This is a genomic window from Paracidovorax valerianellae, assembly GCF_900102625.1.
Lineage (GTDB): Bacteria > Pseudomonadota > Gammaproteobacteria > Burkholderiales > Burkholderiaceae_C > Paracidovorax > Paracidovorax valerianellae.
In genome coordinates this window covers 145,275-164,518 of sequence record NZ_FMZC01000003.1, presented here as the reverse complement: position 1 = coordinate 164,518, position 19,244 = coordinate 145,275, and the positions used below count along the sequence as shown (strand labels likewise).

Sequence of the window (19,244 nt, the reverse complement as noted above, 5' to 3'; positions counted from 1 at the left end):
ACCACACCATGCAAATTCCCTACGAACTGGCCCTGGGCTGGCGCTACACCCGGGCCGGGCGCGCCACCCGGCGCAATGGCTTCATCTCGTTCATCTCGGGCGTCTCCATGCTGGGCATTGCGCTCGGCGTGGCCGCCCTCATCATCGTGTTGTCGGTGATGAACGGCTTTCAGAAAGAAGTGCGCGACCGCATGCTCAGCGTGGTCTCGCACATCGAGATCTTCGCGCCGCACGGCGCCGCGCTGGTGGACATGCCGCGCACGCTGGCCGAGGCGAAGGCCAATCCCGAAGTGGTCGGCGCCGCGCCGTTCGTGGCGGCGCAGGCGCTGCTGGCGCGCGGCGAAGACATGAAGGGCACGCTGGTGCGCGGGATCGACCCGCTGCGCGAAGCCGACGTGACCGACCTGGCCGCGGAAAACGTGGAGGCGCTCAAGGCCCTCGTGCCGGGCGAGTTCCGCGTGGTGCTGGGCAGCGAACTGGCCCGCGCCCTGGGCGTGCGCCTCGGCGACGCGGTCACGCTGATCGCCCCGGGCGGGCAGGTGACGCCCGCTGGCGTCGTGCCGCGCTTGAAGCAGATGACGGTGGCCGGCACCTTCAATTCGGGCCACTACGAATACGACTCGGCGCTGGTGCTGCTGCACCACGAGGACGCCGAGCGAATCTTCCGCCTCGAAGGCCCCACCGGCATCCGCCTGAAGCTCAAGGACCTGCACCGCGCGCCCCAGGTGGCGCAGGAGCTGGCGCACTCGCTCAGCGGCGACCTGCTGATCCGCGACTGGACGCAGCAGAACCGCACCTGGTTCGCCGCCGTGCAGCTGGAAAAACGAATGATGTTCATCATCCTCACGCTGATCGTGGCGGTGGCGGCATTCAACCTCGTGTCCACGCTGGTGATGACGGTGACCGACAAGCGCGCCGACATCGCCATCCTGCGCACGCTGGGCGCGAGCCCCGGCAGCATCATGGGCATCTTCGTCGTGCAGGGCGCCATGGTGGGCGTGATCGGCACGCTGGCCGGCCTGCTGCTGGGACTGGGCATCGCCACGAACATCGACGTGATCGTGCCGGCCATCGAGCGCGCGTTGAATGCCAGCTTCTTACCCAAAGACATCTACCTGATCAGCAAGATGCCAAGCGAGCCGCAAAGCAGCGACATCATGCCGATCGGCATCATTTCCCTGGTGCTGGCCTTTTTGGCCACGCTCTATCCCAGCTGGCGCGCGAGCCGCGTGAACCCCGCGGAGGCCTTGCGCTATGAATGATTCGTCCACGCTCGGCACGCTGCCCCATTCCTTGGCGCAGGGCGTATCCGCCGCAGGCACGCCGGTGCTCGAAACGCAGAGCGCTTCGGGCCGGTCCGGCCGTGGCCCGGTGGTGCTGCAGGCCAGGGGCCTGACCAAGCGCTTCACCGAAGGGCGGCTGGACGTCACCGTGCTGCAAGGGGTGGACCTGGACGTGCACGCGGGCGAGACGCTGGCCATCGTCGGCGCCTCGGGCTCGGGCAAGAGCACCCTGCTGCATCTGCTGGGCGGGCTGGATGCGCCCACCGCCGGCAGCGTGCGGCTGAAGGGCGAGGCGTTCGACACGCTGTCGGCCCAGCGCCAGGGCCAACTGCGCAATGCGCACCTCGGGTTCATCTACCAGTTCCATCACCTGCTGCCGGAGTTCAGCGCGCAGGACAACGTCGCCATGCCGCTGCGCATTCGCCGCATGCCGTATGCCGATTGCGTGGCGCAGGCCGTCGACATGCTCACCGCCGTGGGCTTGGGCGGACGCGTGCAGCACCGGCCGGCCGAGCTGTCGGGCGGCGAGCGCCAGCGGGTGGCGATCGCGCGGGCGCTGGTCACGCGGCCGGCCTGCGTGCTGGCCGACGAGCCCACCGGCAACCTCGACCGGAGCACGGCCGACGGCGTGTTCCAGCTCATGCTGCAACTGGCGCGCGACAAGGGCACCGCGTTCGTCATGGTGACCCACGACGAATCGCTCGCCGCGCGCTGCGACCGCGTGGTGCGGCTGACTTCGGGCGTGCTCGGTTGAGCCGCAGAAACGCTGTGCCTGCGCCCTGCGCACCGCTCATTTGTTTGCTATTAAATTAATAGCTATATACCGTTGATTTGATTGCGCTGGAGCCTGTTTATGCCCTCAGTCGCTGCCGAGCCCCTTTTGCCTCCCTTGGCGATCACCCAGGGCGATCCTGCGGGCATCGGCCCGGAAATCGTCGCCAAGGCGTTCCGTGATGCGCCCGACGAATTGCGTGGCTGCTTCGTGGTGGGCGACCTGGCCACGCTGCGCCGCGCCGTCCGCTGCATCGTGCGGGCCGGCGAGCCACTGCTGCCGGTGGCCACCATCGCAACGCCGGCCGAGGTGGCCGGGGTGCCGCCGCGCTGCATGCCGGTGCTGGCCCTGCCAGGGCTGCCGGGGCCGGTGCCTTTCGGCGAAGTGAGCGCGCAGGCGGGCCGGGCTGCGGCCGACTGCGTGGTCTGGGCGGCACGCGCGGCCCTGCGCGGCGAGGTTGCAGCCTTGGTCACCGCGCCGCTGCACAAGGAAGCCCTCAGCGCGGCGGGCGTGGACTTTCCAGGCCACACCGAACTGCTGCAGGCCGAGGCCGCGCGCCATGCCGGCGTGCCGCTGGGCGACATGCCCGTGCGCATGATGCTGGCCAGCGACGAACTGCGCACCGTGCTGGTGAGCATCCATGTCTCGCTGCGCGACGCCATCGACGCCGTCACCCACGACAACGTGCTGGACACCCTGCGCATCACCCACGAGGCCTTGCTGCGCAGCCTGGGCCGTGCCCCGCGCATCGGCGTGGCGGGGCTGAACCCGCATGCGGGCGAGGGCGGACTGTTCGGCCGCGAAGAGGTGGAAGTGATCGTGCCCGCCATCGCCGCTGCCCGCCAGCAGGGCGTGGATGCGCACGGCCCCTACGCGCCCGACACCGTCTTCATGCGAGCGCGCAGCACGCCGCAGCGCCCGGGAGAGTTCGACGCAGTGCTGGCGATGTACCACGACCAGGGGCTCATCCCGGTCAAGTACCTGGGCGTGGACAAGGGCGTGAACGTCACGCTCGGCCTGCCGCTGGTCCGCACCAGTCCCGACCACGGCACCGCATTCGACATCGCGGGCGAGGGCGTGGCCGACGCGTCGAGCCTGATCGAAGCCGTGCGCATGGCGCGCCGGCTGGCCGCCGCTCACTGAGTCACCGCGCGCGGGCATGCGGCGCCGAGGCCCTTAGATCGGCCTCGGACCCCACTCCGTGTCAGCGCTTGAGGCTGTCCCGGATCTCGCGCAGCAGCACGATGTCTTCCGGCGTGGCCACCGGTGCAGGCGCCGGAGCCGGTGCCTGGCGCTTCAGGCGGTTGATCTGCTTGACCATCATGAAGATGATGAAAGCCAGGATCAGGAAATTGACCGCCACGGTGATGAAGTTGCCGTAGGCCAGCACGGGCACGCCGGCTTTCTTGAGCGCATCGAGCGTCTGCGGAACGCCCGGTGGCACCGTGCCCAGCACGACGAACAGGTTGGAAAAATCCAGCCGCCCGAATACCAGCCCCACCACCGGCATGATCAGGTCGCTGACGACCGAGTCCACGATCTTGCCGAACGCGCCGCCGATGATCACGCCGACCGCCAGATCTACCACATTCCCCTTGATCGCGAACTCTCGGAATTCTTGTGCAATGCCCATTTCGACCCTCCTTGATATAGCTGAAAACCCTGTCAGTATTGCCCAGGTTTAAGGGTGTTAACGCCTAGGAATACCCATTTTCACTCCGCTACAATTCCGCGATTGACCCCACCAGCGAAGTACAACGAGGACACCCATGAGTGAAACTCCAATCGACTCCAGCAAGAGGACGTGGCTCATCGCGTCTGGCTGCGCTGGTGCCGTGGGCGGCGTAGCGACTGCCGTACCGTTCGTGAGCACGTTCCAGCCTTCTGAAAAGGCGAAGGCGGCAGGCGCCGCGGTCGAAGTGGACATTTCCGATCTCAAGCCGGGCGAAAAGGTCACGGTCGAATGGCGCGGCAAGCCCGTGTGGATCATCAAGCGCACGCCTGAGCAACTGGCGGCGCTCCCCTCGCTCGACGCGCAGCTGGCCGACCCGAAGTCCGAGCGCAAGCAGAGCGAACTCACCCCCGAATACGCCCGCAACGAGGCGCGCTCCATCAAGCCCGAAATCCTGGTGGCCGTGGGCATCTGCACCCACCTGGGCTGCTCGCCTTCGGACAAGTTCGTGCCCGGCGCGCAGCCTTCGCTGCCCAACGACTGGAAGGGCGGTTTCCTGTGCCCCTGCCATGGTTCCACGTTCGACATGGCCGGCCGCGTTTTCAAGAACAAGCCCGCGCCGGACAACCTCGAAGTGCCTCCCCACATGTACCTGTCGGAGACCAAGCTCCTGATCGGTGAAGACAAGAAGGCATAGGGAGAACCAAATGGCCCACGAATTCAAGGACATCTCCCCCAACGCCTCCACCGGCGCGAAGGTCACCAACTGGTTCGAGAACCGGTTTCCGACCGCGTTCGATGCCTACCGCGTTCACATGTCGGAGTACTACGCTCCGAAGAACTTCAACTTCTGGTACATCTTCGGCTCGCTCGCGCTCCTGGTGCTGGTGATCCAGATCGTCACCGGCATCTTCCTGGTGATGCACTACAAGCCCGACGCCACCAAGGCGTTCGAGTCGGTCGAGTACATCATGCGCGACGTGCCCTGGGGCTGGCTCATCCGCTACATGCACTCCACGGGGGCATCGGCCTTCTTCGTCGTGGTGTACCTGCACATGTTTCGTGGGCTGCTCTACGGCTCATACCGCAAACCGCGCGAACTGGTGTGGATCTTCGGCTGCGCCATCTTCCTGGCGCTGATGGCCGAAGCCTTCATGGGCTACCTGCTGCCCTGGGGCCAGATGTCGTACTGGGGCGCCCAGGTGATCGTGAACCTGTTCGCGGCGATTCCTTTCATCGGCCCCGATCTGGCGCTGCTGATCCGCGGCGACTACGTGGTGGGCGATGCGACGCTGAACCGCTTCTTCAGCTTCCACGTGATCGCCGTGCCGCTGGTGCTGCTGGGTCTGGTGGTGGCGCATTTGCTGGCGCTGCACGATGTGGGCTCCAACAACCCCGACGGCGTCGAAATCAAGGGCCCCAACGCCCCGCGCGACGAAAAGGGCCATCCGCTCGACGGCATTCCTTTCCACCCCTACTACACCGTGCATGACATCTTCGGGGTGTGCGTGTTCCTGTTCATCTTCTCGGCCGTGGTGTTCTTTGCGCCCGAGTTCGGTGGGTACTTCCTCGAGTACAACAACTTCATTCCGGCCGATCCGCTCAAGACGCCAGCGCACATCGCGCCCGTCTGGTACTTCACGCCGTTCTATTCGATGCTGCGCGCCATCACCAGCGAAATGATGTACGCCCTCATCGGCTGCGTGGTGCTGGCCGCCGGCTTCGGCGTGGTCAAGGGCCGTCTGCCGGCGTTCATCAAGGTGGCGATCGTGGCCGTGGCGGCCGCAGCCATCGCGCTCATGCTGTCGATCGACGCCAAGTTCTGGGGCGTGGTCGTGATGGGCGGCGCGGTCATCATCCTGTTCTTCCTGCCGTGGCTGGACATGAGCCCGGTGAAGTCGATCCGCTATCGTCCCAGCTGGCACAAGTACATGTACGGCATCTTCGTGATCAACTTCGTCGCACTGGCCTATCTGGGCGTGCAGCCGCCGTCGCCGCTGGGCGAGCGTGTGTCGCAGGTGGGTACGCTGTTCTATTTCGGATTCTTCTTGCTCATGCCCTGGTGGAGCCGGCTCGGCGAGCCCAAGCCCGTGCCGGACCGCGTGATCTTCACGGCGCATTGAGCGGGAGACGCATTCCATGAAAAAAATCATCCTCACGCTGATCGCGGCCCTTGGCATCGCCACGGGTGCGCAGGCTGCCGAAGGCGGCATCGCCTGGGACAAGGCGCCCGTCCAGACCAACGACACCGCCTCGCTGCAAAACGGCGCCAAGCTGTTCGTCAACTACTGCCTGAGCTGCCACTCGGCCGCATTCATGCGGTTCAACCGGCTCAAGGACATCGGCCTCACCGATCAGCAGATCAAGGACAACTTGCTGTTCACCACTGAAAAAGTGGGCGAGACCATGAAGTCCACCATCGACCCGCGCCAGGCCAAGGACTGGTTCGGCGCCAATCCGCCCGACCTCACCGTGATCGCCCGTTCGCGTGCCGGACACGGCGGAACGGGGGCCGATTACCTCTATACCTTCCTGCGCACTTTCTATCGCGACGAGACCAAGGCCACGGGATGGAATAATCTCGCCTTCCCGAGCGTTGGCATGCCACACGTGCTCTGGCAACTTCAGGGCGATCGCCGCCCCGTGTTCGAAGAGCAGGAAAGCCATGGCCACAAGACGGAAGTTTTCAAAGGCTGGACGCAAGTGAGCCCAGGCACCCTGAGCCCGCTTCAATACGACCAGGCCGTGGGTGATCTCGTCAATTACCTGCAGTGGATGGGCGAGCCAGCGCAAAATACCCGGTTGCGCGTAGGCGTCTGGGTTTTGATTTTCCTCGGTGTATTCACGGTGATTGCCTGGAGGCTGAACGCAGCTTTCTGGAAAGACATCAAGTAATCGCACCTACCGCCTGCGGCGCCGGACTGGCGCTGCTCAGGTTTACAGAGTGGTCGCATCCTGCGCCCACTCTTTTTGATTTTTAGGAGCCTCTCACCATGATGGTGCTTTATTCGGGTACGACCTGCCCCTTCTCCCATCGCTGCCGTTTCGTTCTGTTCGAGAAGGGAATGGACTTCGAAATCCGCGATGTGGACCTGTACAACAAGCCCGAAGACATCAGCGTGATGAACCCCTACGGACAGGTGCCGATCCTGGTCGAGCGCGATCTGATCCTGTACGAATCGAACATCATCAACGAGTACATCGACGAACGCTTCCCGCATCCGCAGCTGATGCCCGGCGACCCGGTGGACCGCGCCCGCGTGCGCCTGTTCCTGCTGAACTTCGAGAAGGAACTGTTCATTCACGTGAACATTCTCGAATCGCGTGCCACCAAGGGCAACGAAAAGGCCCTGGAGAAGGCCCGCGCCCACATCCGTGACCGCCTCACGCAGCTGGCCCCCGTGTTCCTCAAGAACAAGTACATGCTGGGCGAGAATTTCTCGATGCTGGACGTGGCCATTGCGCCCCTGCTCTGGCGCCTGGACTACTATGGCATCGACCTGAGCAAGAACGCCGCGCCGCTGCTCAAGTATGCTGAGCGCATCTTCTCGCGTCCTGCGTACATCGAAGCGCTGACGCCCTCCGAAAAAGTCATGCGCAAGTGATTGCGCGATCCTTCCTTCTCGCACGCCACCATGATGAATGCCCAGGATTCCACCTCCACTCGCCCCTATCTCATTCGGGCCCTGTATGAGTGGTGCACCGACAACGGGCTGACGCCTTATGTGGCGGTGCGGGTGGACGAATCGGTTCAGGTGCCGCGCGAGTATGTGAAGGATGGCGAGATCGTGCTCAACATCAGCTACGACGCGACCAGCGCGTTGCAGCTGGGCAATGATTTCATCGAGTTCAAGGCGCGCTTCGGCGGCAAGCCACGCGACATCATGGTTCCCGTGGGCCGCGTGATCGCCATCTATGCGCGCGAAAACGGCCAGGGCATGGCGTTTCCGCCACCAGTGGACGTGCTCGAGCCCAGCGAAGGCGGCGTGCTGTCTTCCACGGTGCTCTCCGCTGCCGTCTCGCCAGCAGAGTCAGAGCCTTCCGCAGGCTCGGAAGATCGCGTGGTGCAGCTCGTTTCCACCGATTCGCCGCCGGACGACGGTGGTACGCCACCCCGGCCGGCATCGCCGGGCGCAGGCGGCCGGCCCTCGCTCAAACGCATCAAATAGCGTTTCCAGGCTGCTTCACCGCCTTTCGCGCGGCTAGAATGCAGCCTTCGCCGATTTAGCTCAGTTGGTAGAGCACCCGCCTTGTAAGCGGTAGGTCGTCAGTTCGATTCCGACAATCGGCGCCATCTTTTTTAGACTCCCTTTGCCATGCCTTCCCTTGCGGACTTCAGGTTTGGATTTTGAGGCGAATGGAGTTAACCTCCCACCCCCGACTGCGCAAATGCGCCTGCAAGGCAGGCAGCAGCTGGCGCACTTTGGCTGCCGCTGCGTTGCTGCGCACCAGCAGGCACCACGTCGGGCCTTCGATCGGACCTGCCTGAATGGCGGGCCGCAATGTGGCAGGGATCAGTAGCTCGACGGCTTTGAGCCGCTCCGTGGATTCGCGTGTCAGCGCCGCCAGCTTGGCCAACGTGGGGGACTCCTGCGTGGCTTGAAGCAGGGTGACGGCTTGGTGACGGCGGTTCATGGCAATGCGCCGCGCGGCGCGGAGAAATGTAGTGCACTTGATTATCACGGACGCCCGGCTGGCGCGAAGCCGGGCCATACACCTGACGGGGACACGGCTCTTGGCGGCGGGTCTGCTGGTGTCGTTCACCATCATGCTGGTCGCGGCCATGCTGTATCACTGGGTTTTTCTCAAGGGCGCGCGTGAAGGATGGCCCGTCATCGGATCGCTGGTCAAGCTCGTCGCCAAGGATGAAATGGAAGAGCGTGATCGCTTCATGCGCGCCAATCTCGATGCCATGGCACGCAAGGTCGGCGAGATGCAGGCGCGGGTCATGCAGCTGGAGTCCCTGGGGGAGCGCGTTCTGGGCCTGGCGGGCATGCCGGCGTCGGAATTGTCGCGCCCGCCAGGGCAGGGCGGGGCGCTGGTTTCGGGCCATCCGATGGACATGCAGGAGCTGCAGCGGACGCTGGACGATCTGGCCCAGCTCACCGACCGCCGCGTGGACTTGATGACGGTGGTCGAGTCACGGCTTTTCGACCAGCACATCCGAAAGCACATGGTGCCCACGCAGGCGCCGGTGCTGGGCAAGGTACCGGGCTCGGCATTCGGCTGGCGCATCGATCCCATCACCGGCCATTCGGCGCTGCACACCGGGCTTGACTTTCAGGCGGATACCGGCACGGCCATTCTTGCGGCGGCCGGCGGCGTGGTCGTCGCGCAGGAATGGCATCCTGCGTACGGCAACATGATCGAAGTGGACCACGGCAACCAACTGGTCACGCGTTATGCGCATGCCTCAAAGACCCTGGTGAAACGCGGTGATCTGGTGCGCCGCGGCCAGAAAATTGCCGAGGTCGGCACGACGGGCCGCTCCACCGGGCCGCACCTGCATTTCGAGGTCCTGGTGCAAGGTGTTCCCCAGGATCCGCAGAAATTTCTCATGGCTGGCGCCCAGGCGCCATCGACCCGGGTGGCGAGTGCCGGACCACCCCAGAAGGCCGATGCCCAGCCCCTCACCCCGCGCAGGTAAAATCTGCGGTCCGGAACTGCCGCCAACGGTTGCACAACTTGCAACCCGAGAACGCAGCCCCACCTGAACTCACTTCTTCTTTAGGGATTCTGGTCGCGCCTTGCGCCTTCGGGCACGTGGCGCGGTCCTGCTCGCATGGCCACCAATTTCCTCACCAAACTATTCGGCAGCCGCAATGACCGGCTCCTCAAGCAATACCGCAAGACGGTGGCCCGCATCAATGCGATGGAGCCCGACTACGAAAAGCTGAGTGACGAGGCGCTGCGCGCCAAGACCGCCGAGTTCAAGGAACGCGTCTCCAAGGGCGAATCGCTGGACGACCTGCTGCCCGAGGCTTTCGCCGTGGTGCGCGAAGGCTCCAAGCGGATCATGAAAATGCGGCATTTCGACGTCCAGCTGCTGGGCGGCATGGCGCTGCATTACGGCAAGATTTCCGAAATGCGCACGGGCGAAGGCAAGACGTTGACCGCCACGCTGCCCGTGTACCTGAATGCGTTGTCGAACGAGGGCGTGCACGTGGTGACGGTGAACGATTACCTCGCCAACCGTGATGCGCAGTGGATGGGGCGCCTGTACAACTTCCTCGGCCTGACCGTCGGCATCAACCTGCCGCAGGCCCCGCGCGAAGAAAAGCAGGCCGCCTACCAGGCCGACATCACCTACGGCACCAACAACGAATACGGCTTCGATTACCTGCGCGACAACATGGTGTACGAGTCGCGTGACCGGGTGCAGCGCGGGCTGAACTTCGCCATCGTCGACGAGGTGGACTCCATCCTGATCGACGAGGCCCGCACGCCGCTGATCATCAGCGGCCAGGCGGAAGACCATACCGCGATGTACATCGCCATGAATGAGGTCGTGCCGCTGCTGGTGCGCCAGGAAGGCGAAGCCGATCCACGCACTGGCGAGGGCGTGACCAAGCCAGGCGACTTCACGCTCGACGAAAAGACGCACCAGGTATTCCTCACCGAGCAGGGCCACGAGACGGCCGAGCGCGTGCTGGCCAGCCGCGGGCTGATCGCCGAAGGCGCCTCGCTCTACGATCCCGCCAACATCACGCTCATGCACCACCTGTATGCTGCGTTGCGGGCCAACCATCTGTACCACCGCGACCAGCACTATGTGGTGCAGGATGGCGAGATCGTCATCGTCGACGAATTCACGGGCCGCCTCATGTCGGGCCGCCGCTGGAGCGAAGGGCTGCACCAGGCCGTCGAGGCCAAGGAAGGCGTGGGGATCCAGGCCGAGAACCAGACGCTGGCGTCCATCACGTTCCAGAACTATTTCCGCCTGTACAAGAAGCTGGCGGGCATGACCGGAACGGCCGACACCGAGGCCTACGAGTTCCAGGAAATCTACGGCCTCGAAACCGTGGTGATCCCGCCCAACCGCCCCAGCAAGCGCGACGATCAGCTCGACCGTGTCTACAAGACCACGCGCGAAAAGTACGAGGCTGCGATCAAGGACATCCGCGAGTGCCACGAACGCGGCCAGCCCGTGCTCGTGGGCACCACGTCGATCGAGAACTCGGAAATCATCGACCAGCTGCTGCAGAAAGAAGGCTTGCCGCATCAGGTGCTGAATGCCAAGCAGCATGCCCGTGAGGCCGACATCGTGGCGCAAGCAGGCCGCGCCGGCATGATCACCATCGCCACCAACATGGCTGGTCGTGGTACGGACATCGTGCTGGGCGGCAACATCGAAAAGGCGCTGGCCGCCATCGAGAACGACGAGTCGCTCGATGCTGCCACCAAGGAAAGCCGCCTGGCCGAAGTGCGGGCGCAGTGGACGCGTGACCACGAAAAGATCAAAGAGTTGGGTGGGCTGCGCATCATTGCCACCGAGCGCCATGAGTCGCGCCGCATCGACAACCAGTTGCGTGGCCGCTCCGGCCGCCAGGGCGATCCTGGCTCCTCGCGGTTCTATCTGAGCCTGGACGATTCGCTGATGCGCATCTTCGCGGGCGACCGCGTGAAGGCGATCATGGACCGCCTCAAGATGCCCGATGGCGAAGCCATCGAAGCCGGCATCGTCACGCGCAGCATCGAGTCGGCGCAGCGCAAGGTCGAAGCGCGCAACTTCGATGTCCGCAAGCAATTGCTGGAGTACGACGACGTCTCCAACGATCAGCGCAAGGTGATCTACCAGCAACGCAACGAGATCTTGGATGCGACCGATCTGTCGGGCTTGATCGCCAACATGCAGGAAGACTGCCTCACCGATCTGGTACGCCAATATGTGCCGGCTGAATCGGTGGAAGAGCAGTGGGACCTGCAAGCGCTTGAAAAATCGCTGGCCGAGGAATGGCAGATTCAGTTGCCACTGAAGCAAGAGGTCGATAGCGCGCACGCGATCACCGACGAAGAAATTCTCGAAAAGGTGCTCACGGCCGGCAAGGCTGCATTCCAGGCCAAGGTGGCCTTGGTGGGGCAAGAGAATTTCAACCAGTTCGAACGTGCCGTGCTGCTGCAGAGCTTCGATTCCAACTGGCGCGATCACCTGGCGGCGCTGGATTACCTGCGGCAAGGCATTCACCTGCGCGGCTACGCGCAGAAGCAGCCGAAGCAGGAATACAAGCGCGAGGCGTTCGAGTTGTTCCGCCAGCTCATCGACCAAGTCAAGAACGAAGTCACCAAGATCCTGATGACGGTGCAGGTGCAGTCCCCTGCGCAGCTGGACGAAGCGGCCGAAGCGCTGGAGAGCCGCGCCGAGAACATCGCCAACGTGACGTATACCGCGCCAACCGAAACCGGAGAGGTCGAGGTCCGCTCCGAGGCCGCCATGGCTGCAGATACCGCCACCGGCGACGTCCCTCGGGTGGGTCGCAACGATCCTTGTCCTTGCGGCAGCGGGAAGAAGTACAAGAGCTGTCACGGCCGTCTCGACTGACAGTCCGTTGCCGTCCCGCACAGAATGCGGGGTGGCGACAAGGCGCCCTGCCTGCAAGGCTCGGCGAGGCGGGCCGAGACTGCGTCTTGGGCCCGTCATGAAGGCAGGCTAGGCTGGCTCGCGTCACAGGGAGAAGGGCGCAAGGATGATCGACAAGCGGTTTTTCCCGCGGCAGGTGGTAGAGGCCCGCGGGAACCGATGGGACTGGGCCTTGCTTCCGCTGGTGCTGGCAGTGCTGTTCGCGCTTGCCTGGGGCGGTTCGCAGATGGCGCGCCCCTATCAGGTGGGCGACGTGCTTCCGCTGTCGCTGGACCCCTGGATGCTGCCGTATTACCTGCTGCGCACCACGCTTCGCATGTTCATTGCGCTTGGTGCGTCGCTGGTGTTTGCTTGCATCTTTGCCGCGCTCGCCGCTAAGTACCGGGCGGCGGAGCGGGTGATGGTGCCGCTCTTGGACATTCTCCAGTCCATCCCGATCCTCGGTTTTTTGTCGATCACCGTCACCGGGTTCATCGCGCTGTTCCCGGGCAACCTGTTCGGTGTCGAATGCGCCGCCATCTTCGCCATCTTCACCTCGCAGGCCTGGAACATGGCATTCAGCCTGTACCAGTCCATGCGCACCGTGCCGTCCGAGCTTCGCGAAGCTGCCGCGGTGTTTCAGCTTTCGGGCTGGCAGCGGTTTTGGCGGCTGGAGCTTCCCTTTGCCATGCCGGGGCTGCTGTGGAACATGATGATGTCGATGTCCGGCGGCTGGTTCTTCGTGGTGGCGTCGGAGGCCATCTCGGTGTCGCACCAGGACATCAAGCTGCCGGGCGTAGGGTCGTACATCGCCCTGGCCATCGAAGCACGCGATCTGGGCGCTATCGGCTGGGCGATCGTGGGCATGCTGGTGGGCATCGTGCTGTACGACCAGTTGTTCTTCCGACCTCTCATTGCTTGGGCGGGCAAGTTCCGTTTTGAAGAAGGCGGCAGCGAGGCCCAGCCAACCTCTTGGCTGCTTTCGTGGATGCGGCGCACGGCGCAGCTCAAGCGGGTGGCGGCACTGTTTGTCGTGCCGTTGGAGTGGTCGCTCACGCGGCTGCGGCGGCGCCATGACGGCACGTCGATTCGCGCGCGGCCATCGGTTCCCCATCCAGCGCTCACCCGTGCTGGCGATGCCGTGTTGGCGGCAGCGGTGATGCTGGCACTGATCTGGCTCGTGCACTTCATTCACAGCGAGGTCGGCTGGAGCGAAGTAGGGCATGTCTTCGTGCTGGGGACTTATACGCTCGTGCGTGTGGTGGTGCTGATCCTTCTGGCCGCAGTGGTCTGGGTACCGGTGGGTGTCTGGATCGGCATGAATCCCCGCTGGGCCGGCCGCCTGCAGGCGGTCGCGCAGTTCCTGGCCGCGTTTCCGGCCAACCTGATGTTTCCGCTGGCCGTGGTCCTGATCGTCCGCTGGCACCTTGACCCGAACCTCTGGCTCGCACCGCTGATGGTGCTGGGCACGCAGTGGTATTTGCTCTTCAACGTGATCGCCGGGGCGTCGAGCGTGCCTTCCGAGTTGCGCTATGCCGCGCAGAACCTGGGGCTGACGGGCTGGCTGCGCTGGCGGCGCTATCTGTTGCCTGCGGTGTTTCCCAGCTTCGTCACCGGCGCCATCACGGCCAGCGGAGGCTCTTGGAACGCCAGCATCGTGGCCGAGTACGTCACCTGGGGTGACACGACGCTGCAGGCGGACGGGCTGGGCAGCTACATCGCCCATATGACAGCCATCGGAGACTTCCCACGGATCGCGCTGGGCATCGGAGTGATGTGCGTGTTCGTCATGGGTATGAACCACTTCGTGTGGCGGCGCCTCTATGCGATGGCGGAAAACCGCATGCATTCCTGAGGCCTGGAACGAAAGAATCGAAATGTCACCCGAGTCCCCCATCGCAGAACTGGTTCAGGTCGGTAAGTCCTTTCGCTCCAGCGACGGCACTGCACGGTCGGTGCTGGAGGGGGTGGATCTCGTGCTGCAGGACGGCGAGATCGTCGCGCTGCTTGGCCAGTCGGGGTCGGGTAAGTCCACGCTGCTGCGCATCCTGGCCGGTCTCGTTCCGGTGGACGGTGGCGACGTGCGCTATCGCGGCCAACCGCTGTATGGTCCGGCACGCGGCATCGCCATGGTGTTTCAGTCGTTTGCGTTGTTTCCCTGGCTGACCGTGCAGCAGAACGTAGAGCTTGGCCTGGAGGCGCGCGGTGTCGCGCCTGCGGAGCGGTCGCGCCGGGCCAGTGCCGCGATCGAGCTGATCGGGCTGTCCGGCTTCGAAGGGGCACTGCCCCGCGAATTGTCGGGTGGCATGCGCCAGCGTGTGGGCATTGCGCGCGCGCTCGTGGTCGAACCCGAAGTGCTGCTGATGGACGAAGCGTTCTCGGCCCTTGACGTGCTCACGGGCGAGCGCCTGCGCGATGACATCCTCGAACTCTGGGGCAGCGGCAGCATGCCCACGCGCGCCATGCTCATCGTGTCGCACAACATCGAAGAAGCCGTGCTCATGGCCGATCGGGTTCTGGTGTTTGCCAGCAACCCGGGCCGTGTTCGAGCCGAGTTGCCCATCCGCTTGCCACGCCCCCGCCATCCCGACAGCCTGGAGGTGCGCGCCCTCATCGACGAGGTCTATGGACTCATGACGGCGCGTCAGCCCGGGACCGGTCGCCCCGCTGCCGACGCAGTCCGCATGCATCTTGCCGACCAGTTGCCAGCTGCCGATGTGGGACGCATGGAAGGGCTGTTGGAGCGCCTTTCCGAAGCGCCTTTCAACGGCCGTGCCGACCTGCCGCGCATCGCTGAAGACGCCGAGTTGGCCGACGATGAATTGCTGGTCCTGGCCCAGGCGCTGGCGCTGTTGGGCTTTGCGCAATTGGCCGATGGCGACCTGCACCTCACCGCGCTCGGACAGCGCTACGTGCTGGCGCCCAACACCGTCCGCCAGCCCTTGTTTGGCCAACAGTTGCTTGCCCATGTGCCCTTGGCCGCTCACATGCGCCACAGCCTGGAGCAAGACCCTGCCGGCGAGTTGCCGGAAAAGCCTTTTCTGCGCCTGCTGCATGAAAGCCTGGATGCGGCCGAGGCCGAACGCGTGTTGCGGACGGTCATCGAGTGGGGGCGCTACGGCGAAGTGTTCGAATACGATTTCCACACCGGACTGATCCACCTGCCCGATGGCAATGCGGTGCAGTCGGGCCCCAGGGCTGCACCCTAGAATCAGCGGTTTTTGCAGCGCTTTCCCCCCGCTCCTTTTTTCTTTTTTCACCAGCCGAGATCCATCACCATGCCCGTGAACCTGATTGCGCCGAATCCTGCAGACCTGCACCCTGTGCCCGGCGTACGCCTGGGTGTAGCGATGGCTGGGATACGCAAGGCCAACCGCCGCGACCTCACCGTGCTGCTGATCGATGAAGGCGCCACCGTGGCTGGCGTGTTCACGCAAAACCGATTCTGCGCCGCGCCAGTGCAGGTGTGCCGGGAACATCTGGCCGGTGGGCAGGCCATTCGCGCCGTCGTGATCAACACGGGCAATGCCAATGCCGGCACCGGAGCGGAAGGGCTGGCACGTGCACGCTCCACCTGTGAGGCCGCCGCTGGCCTGCTGGGGTTGTCGCCATCGCAGGTGCTGCCGTTTTCCACCGGCGTGATCATGGAGCCTCTGCCGGTGGACCGGATCGAGGCCGGGCTGCCTGCGGCCATTGCAGACGCGCAACCCGACCACTGGGCGCAGGCTGCCGAAGGCATCATGACCACGGACACGTTGCCCAAGGCCTTCAGCCGTCAGGTGCAGATCGACGGGGCCACCGTGACCGTGACGGGCATCAGCAAGGGCGCGGGCATGATCCGCCCCAACATGGCCACCATGCTGGGCTTTATAGCAACCGACGCCCGCATCGAGCCTGCGCTGTTGCAGCCGCTGCTGCGCGAATTGGCGGACCGCTCGTTCAATCGGGTCACGATTGACGGCGACACATCCACCAACGATTCGTTCGTGGCCATTGCCACGCAGCAGGCCGACCATGCGCCGATCGTGTCGATGGACAGCCCTGAAGGGCAATCGCTCAAGGCGGCGATGCTGGAGGTCGCTCAAAAGCTCGCGCAGGCCATCGTGCGCGACGGGGAGGGCGCTACCAAATTCATCACCGTGCGCGTCGAGGGTGGAAAGACCGCTGAGGAATGCCGGCTGGTGGCCTATGCGATCGCTCACTCGCCGCTCGTCAAAACGGCATTCTTTGCCAGCGACCCGAACCTGGGCCGCATTCTGGCGGCGGTGGGCTACGCAGGCATCGGCGATCTGGACCAGACCCTCATCGAATTGCACCTGGATGACGTTCACGTGGTCACCCAAGGCGGGCGCAATCCCAGCTACCGCGAGGAAGATGGTCAGCGTGTCATGAAACAAAGCGAAATCATCGTCCGAGTGGGCCTTGGCCGTGGCGATGCCGCGGACACCGTATGGACTTGCGATTTCAGCCACGAGTACGTGACGATCAACGCCGATTACCGGTCCTGATTCCGGTGGCCGCCACAACCCCTATGAACGAAGCCTTTGAACATCTGATGCTCCGGGCGGAGCAATTGATCTCCCGCATCGAAGCCGTGCTGCCGCAGACTTTATCGGCGCCGGATTGGTCTTCGGCCATCGCGTGGCGTTATCGCCGGCGCAGCGGCGGCCATGGCACGCTGGAGCCGGTACGGCATGTGGCCGGCATGGGATTGGACGAGCTTAAGGAAATCGACGCTCAGAAGGAAAAGATCCAGCGCAACACATTGCAGTTCGTTGAGGGCCGTCCCGCCAACAACGTGCTGCTGACCGGCGCCCGCGGCACGGGAAAGTCGTCGCTCATCAAGGCTTGTCTGAACACCTATGCGCCGAAAGGCTTGCGCCTCATCGAGGTGGACAAGGCCGACCTGACGGATTTGCCCGACATCGTGGAAATCGTGGCCGACAGGCCTGAGAAATTCATCGTCTATTGCGACGACCTGAGCTTCGAAGATGGCGAGCCTGGGTACAAGGCCCTCAAATCGATCCTTGACGGCTCAGTGGCTGCTTCCACGCCGAATGTGCTGGTGTATGCCACCAGCAATCGACGTCACCTGCTGCCCGAGTACCTCAAGGAAAATCTTTCGTACACCCACACGGAAGACGGAGAAGTACATCCCGGCGAAGTGGTGGAGGAAAAAATCTCCCTCTCCGAGCGGTTCGGCCTGTGGGTCAGCTTCTATCCGTTTAGCCAGGACGAATACCTGGCCATCGTGGCGCAGTGGTTGTCGTCGCTGGGTGTGGGTGAGTCCGACATTGCCTCAGCGCGTCCCCAGGCCTTGGTTTGGGCGCTGGAGCGGGGTTCTCGCAGCGGCCGGGTGGCCTACCAGTTCGCGCGCGACTTTGCGGGGCGGCAGCATGGTTGATTCCGCTGCCGTAACCCAAGCCAGAGCGCATACCAACGTGGCTGTCGGCATCCTGCTGCGGGCGGATGGCTCCATGCTGCTGTCCACCCGACCACCAGGCAAACCTTATGCAGGGTATTGGGAATTTCCGGGGGGTAAGCTGGAGGCTGGCGAAACCGTTGAGCAAGCCTTACGCCGTGAACTGATCGAGGAGTTGGGGGTCACCATCGGCGCCGCTTCCGTGTGGAAGGTGACCGAGCACGACTATCCCCATGCCCTGGTGCGGTTGCATTGGTGCAAGGTGTGGGAGTGGCAGGGCGACTTTGAAATGCGCGAAGGCCAGACGATGGCTTGGCAGCAGTGGCCTTTGCAAGTCGCGCCCGTGTTACCGGGTGCCTATCCCGTGCTTGAATGGCTGGCCCAAGAGCGAGGAGAAGTCTTCGATCCTGCTGTTGTGGGTTTGCTATAAAAATAATAGCTATTCACGCTTATAGAGTACGCGCTGGAGGCTATTTATCCCATGAGCTTGGTGGGAGTTGAGGAAGGTGCGGATGCCTTTCGGAAGATTCCTGATCTTCCAGGGGAGCCTCTGTTGGGACACGAAATTCCTCGCTGGCCCATGCGCCCAGGTCGATTTGCTTGCAGCGTTCACTGCAAAAAGGACGAAATGGGTTGGACGGGCTATACAGGCTCTTGCCCCGGCATGCGGGACATGTCACATATTTGGCGCCCGGCTGGTCGGAGGACTGTGGCTTGGAACGGCTCATGGTCACAGGGCGCTCAAGCGCACAGGGTCAGTTCGAAAGCGGCATCTTCGTTGGCGGCGTGCAGTTTTCCGTCAGCATGCTGGCGCATCAGCCGGACGGAGACGATCAGGCGGTTGCCGCTGATCTCCGGAATGAGATCCAGCGAAGGATCGATGCGCAGGCGCAATAGTTGAAAGGTGCGGCCTTGGGGCAAGGTCTGCTGGAACTGGCCGTGGTCGGCTGCCACTTTCTGGGGTACACCCGAATCACGCAACAGTTTCAGAAGCACGTAAAGCGATTCTGCGAGCGGTGCCAGGGTGGTCGCCCAAGACTCCAGATCATGCTGGCGTTTTTCTGGGGCATGGTGCTGCCACGCGTAGTAGGCGGGCAGATCGAACCCGCAAGTGCCTCCAGGGATGCCGACCCGGCTGCGGATGCTCATCAGCCAATCGTTCTCTGCCAGCGCTTGGCCTGCCTTGCCGTTCTGCGCATTCAACCCTGCAAAGCAGCGGTCGAGCTGGGCAATGATTCCATCCAGCACGGCTTCGGAGATCGACGGATTGCCCCGATAGCCATCCAGTTGGTGCTTGTGCTTTTCCAGATCCTTGAGCACGTCAGATTTCAGATCGGCGCGCGCCGCGACATCCATGATTTCGAAGACCGTCACCAGAGCATAGTGATGGTCCAGCGGATGGTGGCGCGGAATCAACTCACCCAAGCGGCGAAACAGCTGCTCAAGCCGCAAATAGGTTCTCAGTCGTTCGTTGAAGGGATATTCGTAAAGGATCACGCTGCAGGGTTCCTGGGGCACACGGCTGGCGCTGCCAGCTT

19 protein-coding genes and 1 tRNA gene are annotated in these 19,244 nt (G+C 63.7%); 16 read left to right on the top strand and 4 right to left on the bottom strand.

What is annotated here, in order from left to right; translation table 11 throughout:
* Nucleotides 1-8 precede the first annotated feature (8 nt).
* The 3 genes from BLT03_RS06025 to pdxA all read left to right on the top strand — a co-directional run bounded on the left by BLT03_RS06025 (nt 9) and on the right by pdxA (nt 3,198).
* Complete coding sequence (locus BLT03_RS06025; RefSeq protein WP_092741351.1) at nt 9-1,262, top strand: lipoprotein-releasing ABC transporter permease subunit; 1,254 nt, start codon at nt 9-11, stop codon at nt 1,260-1,262.
* Nucleotides 1,255-2,037 (top strand): lipoprotein-releasing ABC transporter ATP-binding protein LolD, encoded by a 783-nt coding sequence (gene lolD / locus BLT03_RS06020; protein WP_092741349.1) that lies wholly within the window; start codon nt 1,255-1,257, stop codon nt 2,035-2,037. Before BLT03_RS06025 ends, lolD begins: the two co-directional genes overlap by 8 nt.
* A 99-nt stretch (nt 2,038-2,136) precedes the next feature.
* The gene (gene pdxA, locus BLT03_RS06015) at nt 2,137-3,198 is read left to right on the top strand and encodes a 4-hydroxythreonine-4-phosphate dehydrogenase PdxA (protein WP_092741347.1); all 1,062 of its coding nucleotides are present in this window, start codon (nt 2,137-2,139) and stop codon (nt 3,196-3,198) included.
* 61 nt (nt 3,199-3,259) lie between these two features.
* Here the strand turns inward: pdxA and mscL are convergent, their stop codons facing one another.
* Nucleotides 3,260-3,688, bottom strand: a complete 429-nt coding sequence (mscL, locus tag BLT03_RS06010; protein WP_092741345.1) for a large conductance mechanosensitive channel protein MscL — start codon at nt 3,686-3,688, stop codon at nt 3,260-3,262.
* 136 nt (nt 3,689-3,824) lie between these two features.
* On the opposite strand from mscL, the gene petA reads away from it, so the two are divergent.
* The 6 genes from petA to BLT03_RS05980 all read left to right on the top strand — a co-directional run bounded on the left by petA (nt 3,825) and on the right by BLT03_RS05980 (nt 8,021).
* Nucleotides 3,825-4,424 carry a ubiquinol-cytochrome c reductase iron-sulfur subunit gene (gene petA / locus BLT03_RS06005; protein WP_092741343.1) on the top strand — a complete coding sequence of 200 codons (600 nt, stop codon included), beginning with the start codon at nt 3,825-3,827 and terminating at the stop codon, nt 4,422-4,424.
* Between the two features lie 10 nt (nt 4,425-4,434).
* Nucleotides 4,435-5,850, top strand: a complete 1,416-nt coding sequence (locus tag BLT03_RS06000) for a cytochrome b (RefSeq protein WP_092741341.1) — start codon at nt 4,435-4,437, stop codon at nt 5,848-5,850.
* A 16-nt stretch (nt 5,851-5,866) separates the two neighbouring features.
* Nucleotides 5,867-6,622, top strand: a complete 756-nt coding sequence (locus BLT03_RS05995) for a cytochrome c1 (RefSeq protein ID WP_092741339.1) — start codon at nt 5,867-5,869, stop codon at nt 6,620-6,622.
* A 98-nt stretch (nt 6,623-6,720) separates the two neighbouring features.
* Nucleotides 6,721-7,332: a glutathione S-transferase N-terminal domain-containing protein gene (locus BLT03_RS05990; RefSeq protein WP_092741337.1), complete on the top strand. Its 612-nt coding sequence runs from the start codon at nt 6,721-6,723 to the stop codon at nt 7,330-7,332.
* A 33-nt stretch (nt 7,333-7,365) separates the two neighbouring features.
* Nucleotides 7,366-7,896 carry a ClpXP protease specificity-enhancing factor gene (locus tag BLT03_RS05985; protein ID WP_175537693.1) on the top strand — a complete coding sequence of 177 codons (531 nt, stop codon included), beginning with the start codon at nt 7,366-7,368 and terminating at the stop codon, nt 7,894-7,896.
* Nucleotides 7,897-7,945: 49 nt separating this feature from the next.
* Nucleotides 7,946-8,021 (top strand) — tRNA-Thr (locus BLT03_RS05980).
* A 41-nt stretch (nt 8,022-8,062) separates the two neighbouring features.
* Here the strand turns inward: BLT03_RS05980 and BLT03_RS05975 are convergent.
* Complete coding sequence (locus tag BLT03_RS05975; RefSeq protein WP_092741333.1) at nt 8,063-8,362, bottom strand: hypothetical protein; 300 nt, start codon at nt 8,360-8,362, stop codon at nt 8,063-8,065.
* A 4-nt stretch (nt 8,363-8,366) separates the two neighbouring features.
* Here BLT03_RS05975 and BLT03_RS05970 point away from each other — a divergent pair, with 4 nt between their 5' ends.
* The 7 genes from BLT03_RS05970 (at nt 8,367) to BLT03_RS05940 (ending at nt 18,136) form a co-directional block, all read left to right on the top strand.
* Complete coding sequence (locus tag BLT03_RS05970; protein ID WP_092741331.1) at nt 8,367-9,374, top strand: M23 family metallopeptidase; 1,008 nt, start codon at nt 8,367-8,369, stop codon at nt 9,372-9,374.
* A 135-nt stretch (nt 9,375-9,509) separates the two neighbouring features.
* Entirely contained in the window at nt 9,510-12,266 is a 2,757-nt protein-coding gene (secA, locus tag BLT03_RS05965; RefSeq protein WP_092741329.1) for a preprotein translocase subunit SecA, read from the top strand.
* 145 nt (nt 12,267-12,411) lie between these two features.
* The gene (locus BLT03_RS05960; RefSeq protein WP_092741327.1) at nt 12,412-14,139 is read left to right on the top strand and encodes an ABC transporter permease; all 1,728 of its coding nucleotides are present in this window, start codon (nt 12,412-12,414) and stop codon (nt 14,137-14,139) included.
* Nucleotides 14,140-14,161: 22 nt separating this feature from the next.
* The gene (locus BLT03_RS05955) at nt 14,162-15,493 is read left to right on the top strand and encodes an ABC transporter ATP-binding protein (RefSeq protein WP_092741325.1); all 1,332 of its coding nucleotides are present in this window, start codon (nt 14,162-14,164) and stop codon (nt 15,491-15,493) included.
* A 69-nt stretch (nt 15,494-15,562) separates the two neighbouring features.
* Nucleotides 15,563-16,792 carry a bifunctional glutamate N-acetyltransferase/amino-acid acetyltransferase ArgJ gene (gene argJ / locus BLT03_RS05950; protein WP_092741323.1) on the top strand — a complete coding sequence of 410 codons (1,230 nt, stop codon included), beginning with the start codon at nt 15,563-15,565 and terminating at the stop codon, nt 16,790-16,792.
* Nucleotides 16,793-16,815: 23 nt separating this feature from the next.
* Complete coding sequence (locus BLT03_RS05945) at nt 16,816-17,688, top strand: ATP-binding protein (protein WP_092741321.1); 873 nt, start codon at nt 16,816-16,818, stop codon at nt 17,686-17,688.
* The gene (locus BLT03_RS05940; RefSeq protein ID WP_092741319.1) at nt 17,681-18,136 is read left to right on the top strand and encodes an NUDIX domain-containing protein; all 456 of its coding nucleotides are present in this window, start codon (nt 17,681-17,683) and stop codon (nt 18,134-18,136) included. Before BLT03_RS05945 ends, BLT03_RS05940 begins: the two co-directional genes overlap by 8 nt.
* A 40-nt stretch (nt 18,137-18,176) precedes the next feature.
* Here BLT03_RS05940 and BLT03_RS05935 read toward each other — a convergent pair whose 3' ends face one another.
* Together BLT03_RS05935 and zapD are read right to left on the bottom strand one after the other, a co-directional pair.
* The gene (locus BLT03_RS05935) at nt 18,177-18,434 is read right to left on the bottom strand and encodes a DNA gyrase inhibitor YacG (protein WP_092741317.1); all 258 of its coding nucleotides are present in this window, start codon (nt 18,432-18,434) and stop codon (nt 18,177-18,179) included.
* Nucleotides 18,435-18,447: 13 nt separating this feature from the next.
* Entirely contained in the window at nt 18,448-19,203 is a 756-nt protein-coding gene (gene zapD / locus BLT03_RS05930) for a cell division protein ZapD (protein ID WP_092741969.1), read from the bottom strand.
* Nucleotides 19,204-19,244 lie beyond the last annotated feature (41 nt).

Coding starts and splice junctions, on each gene's coding strand:
- BLT03_RS05945 (WP_092741321.1), top strand. CDS start 16,816: ATGAACGAAGCCTTTGAACATCTGATGCTCCGGGCGGAGCAATTGATC.
- argJ (WP_092741323.1), top strand. CDS start 15,563: ATGCCCGTGAACCTGATTGCGCCGAATCCTGCAGACCTGCACCCTGTG.
- BLT03_RS05935 (WP_092741317.1), bottom strand. CDS start 18,434: ATGAGCCGTTCCAAGCCACAGTCCTCCGACCAGCCGGGCGCCAAATAT.
- lolD (WP_092741349.1), top strand. CDS start 1,255: ATGAATGATTCGTCCACGCTCGGCACGCTGCCCCATTCCTTGGCGCAG.
- BLT03_RS05990 (WP_092741337.1), top strand. CDS start 6,721: ATGATGGTGCTTTATTCGGGTACGACCTGCCCCTTCTCCCATCGCTGC.
- petA (WP_092741343.1), top strand. CDS start 3,825: ATGAGTGAAACTCCAATCGACTCCAGCAAGAGGACGTGGCTCATCGCG.
- secA (WP_092741329.1), top strand. CDS start 9,510: ATGGCCACCAATTTCCTCACCAAACTATTCGGCAGCCGCAATGACCGG.
- pdxA (WP_092741347.1), top strand. CDS start 2,137: ATGCCCTCAGTCGCTGCCGAGCCCCTTTTGCCTCCCTTGGCGATCACC.
- BLT03_RS06000 (WP_092741341.1), top strand. CDS start 4,435: ATGGCCCACGAATTCAAGGACATCTCCCCCAACGCCTCCACCGGCGCG.
- BLT03_RS05940 (WP_092741319.1), top strand. CDS start 17,681: ATGGTTGATTCCGCTGCCGTAACCCAAGCCAGAGCGCATACCAACGTG.
- BLT03_RS05955 (WP_092741325.1), top strand. CDS start 14,162: ATGTCACCCGAGTCCCCCATCGCAGAACTGGTTCAGGTCGGTAAGTCC.
- mscL (WP_092741345.1), bottom strand. CDS start 3,688: ATGGGCATTGCACAAGAATTCCGAGAGTTCGCGATCAAGGGGAATGTG.
- BLT03_RS05975 (WP_092741333.1), bottom strand. CDS start 8,362: ATGAACCGCCGTCACCAAGCCGTCACCCTGCTTCAAGCCACGCAGGAG.
- BLT03_RS05985 (WP_175537693.1), top strand. CDS start 7,366: ATGAATGCCCAGGATTCCACCTCCACTCGCCCCTATCTCATTCGGGCC.
- BLT03_RS05960 (WP_092741327.1), top strand. CDS start 12,412: ATGATCGACAAGCGGTTTTTCCCGCGGCAGGTGGTAGAGGCCCGCGGG.
- BLT03_RS05995 (WP_092741339.1), top strand. CDS start 5,867: ATGAAAAAAATCATCCTCACGCTGATCGCGGCCCTTGGCATCGCCACG.
- BLT03_RS06025 (WP_092741351.1), top strand. CDS start 9: ATGCAAATTCCCTACGAACTGGCCCTGGGCTGGCGCTACACCCGGGCC.
- BLT03_RS05970 (WP_092741331.1), top strand. CDS start 8,367: ATGCGCCGCGCGGCGCGGAGAAATGTAGTGCACTTGATTATCACGGAC.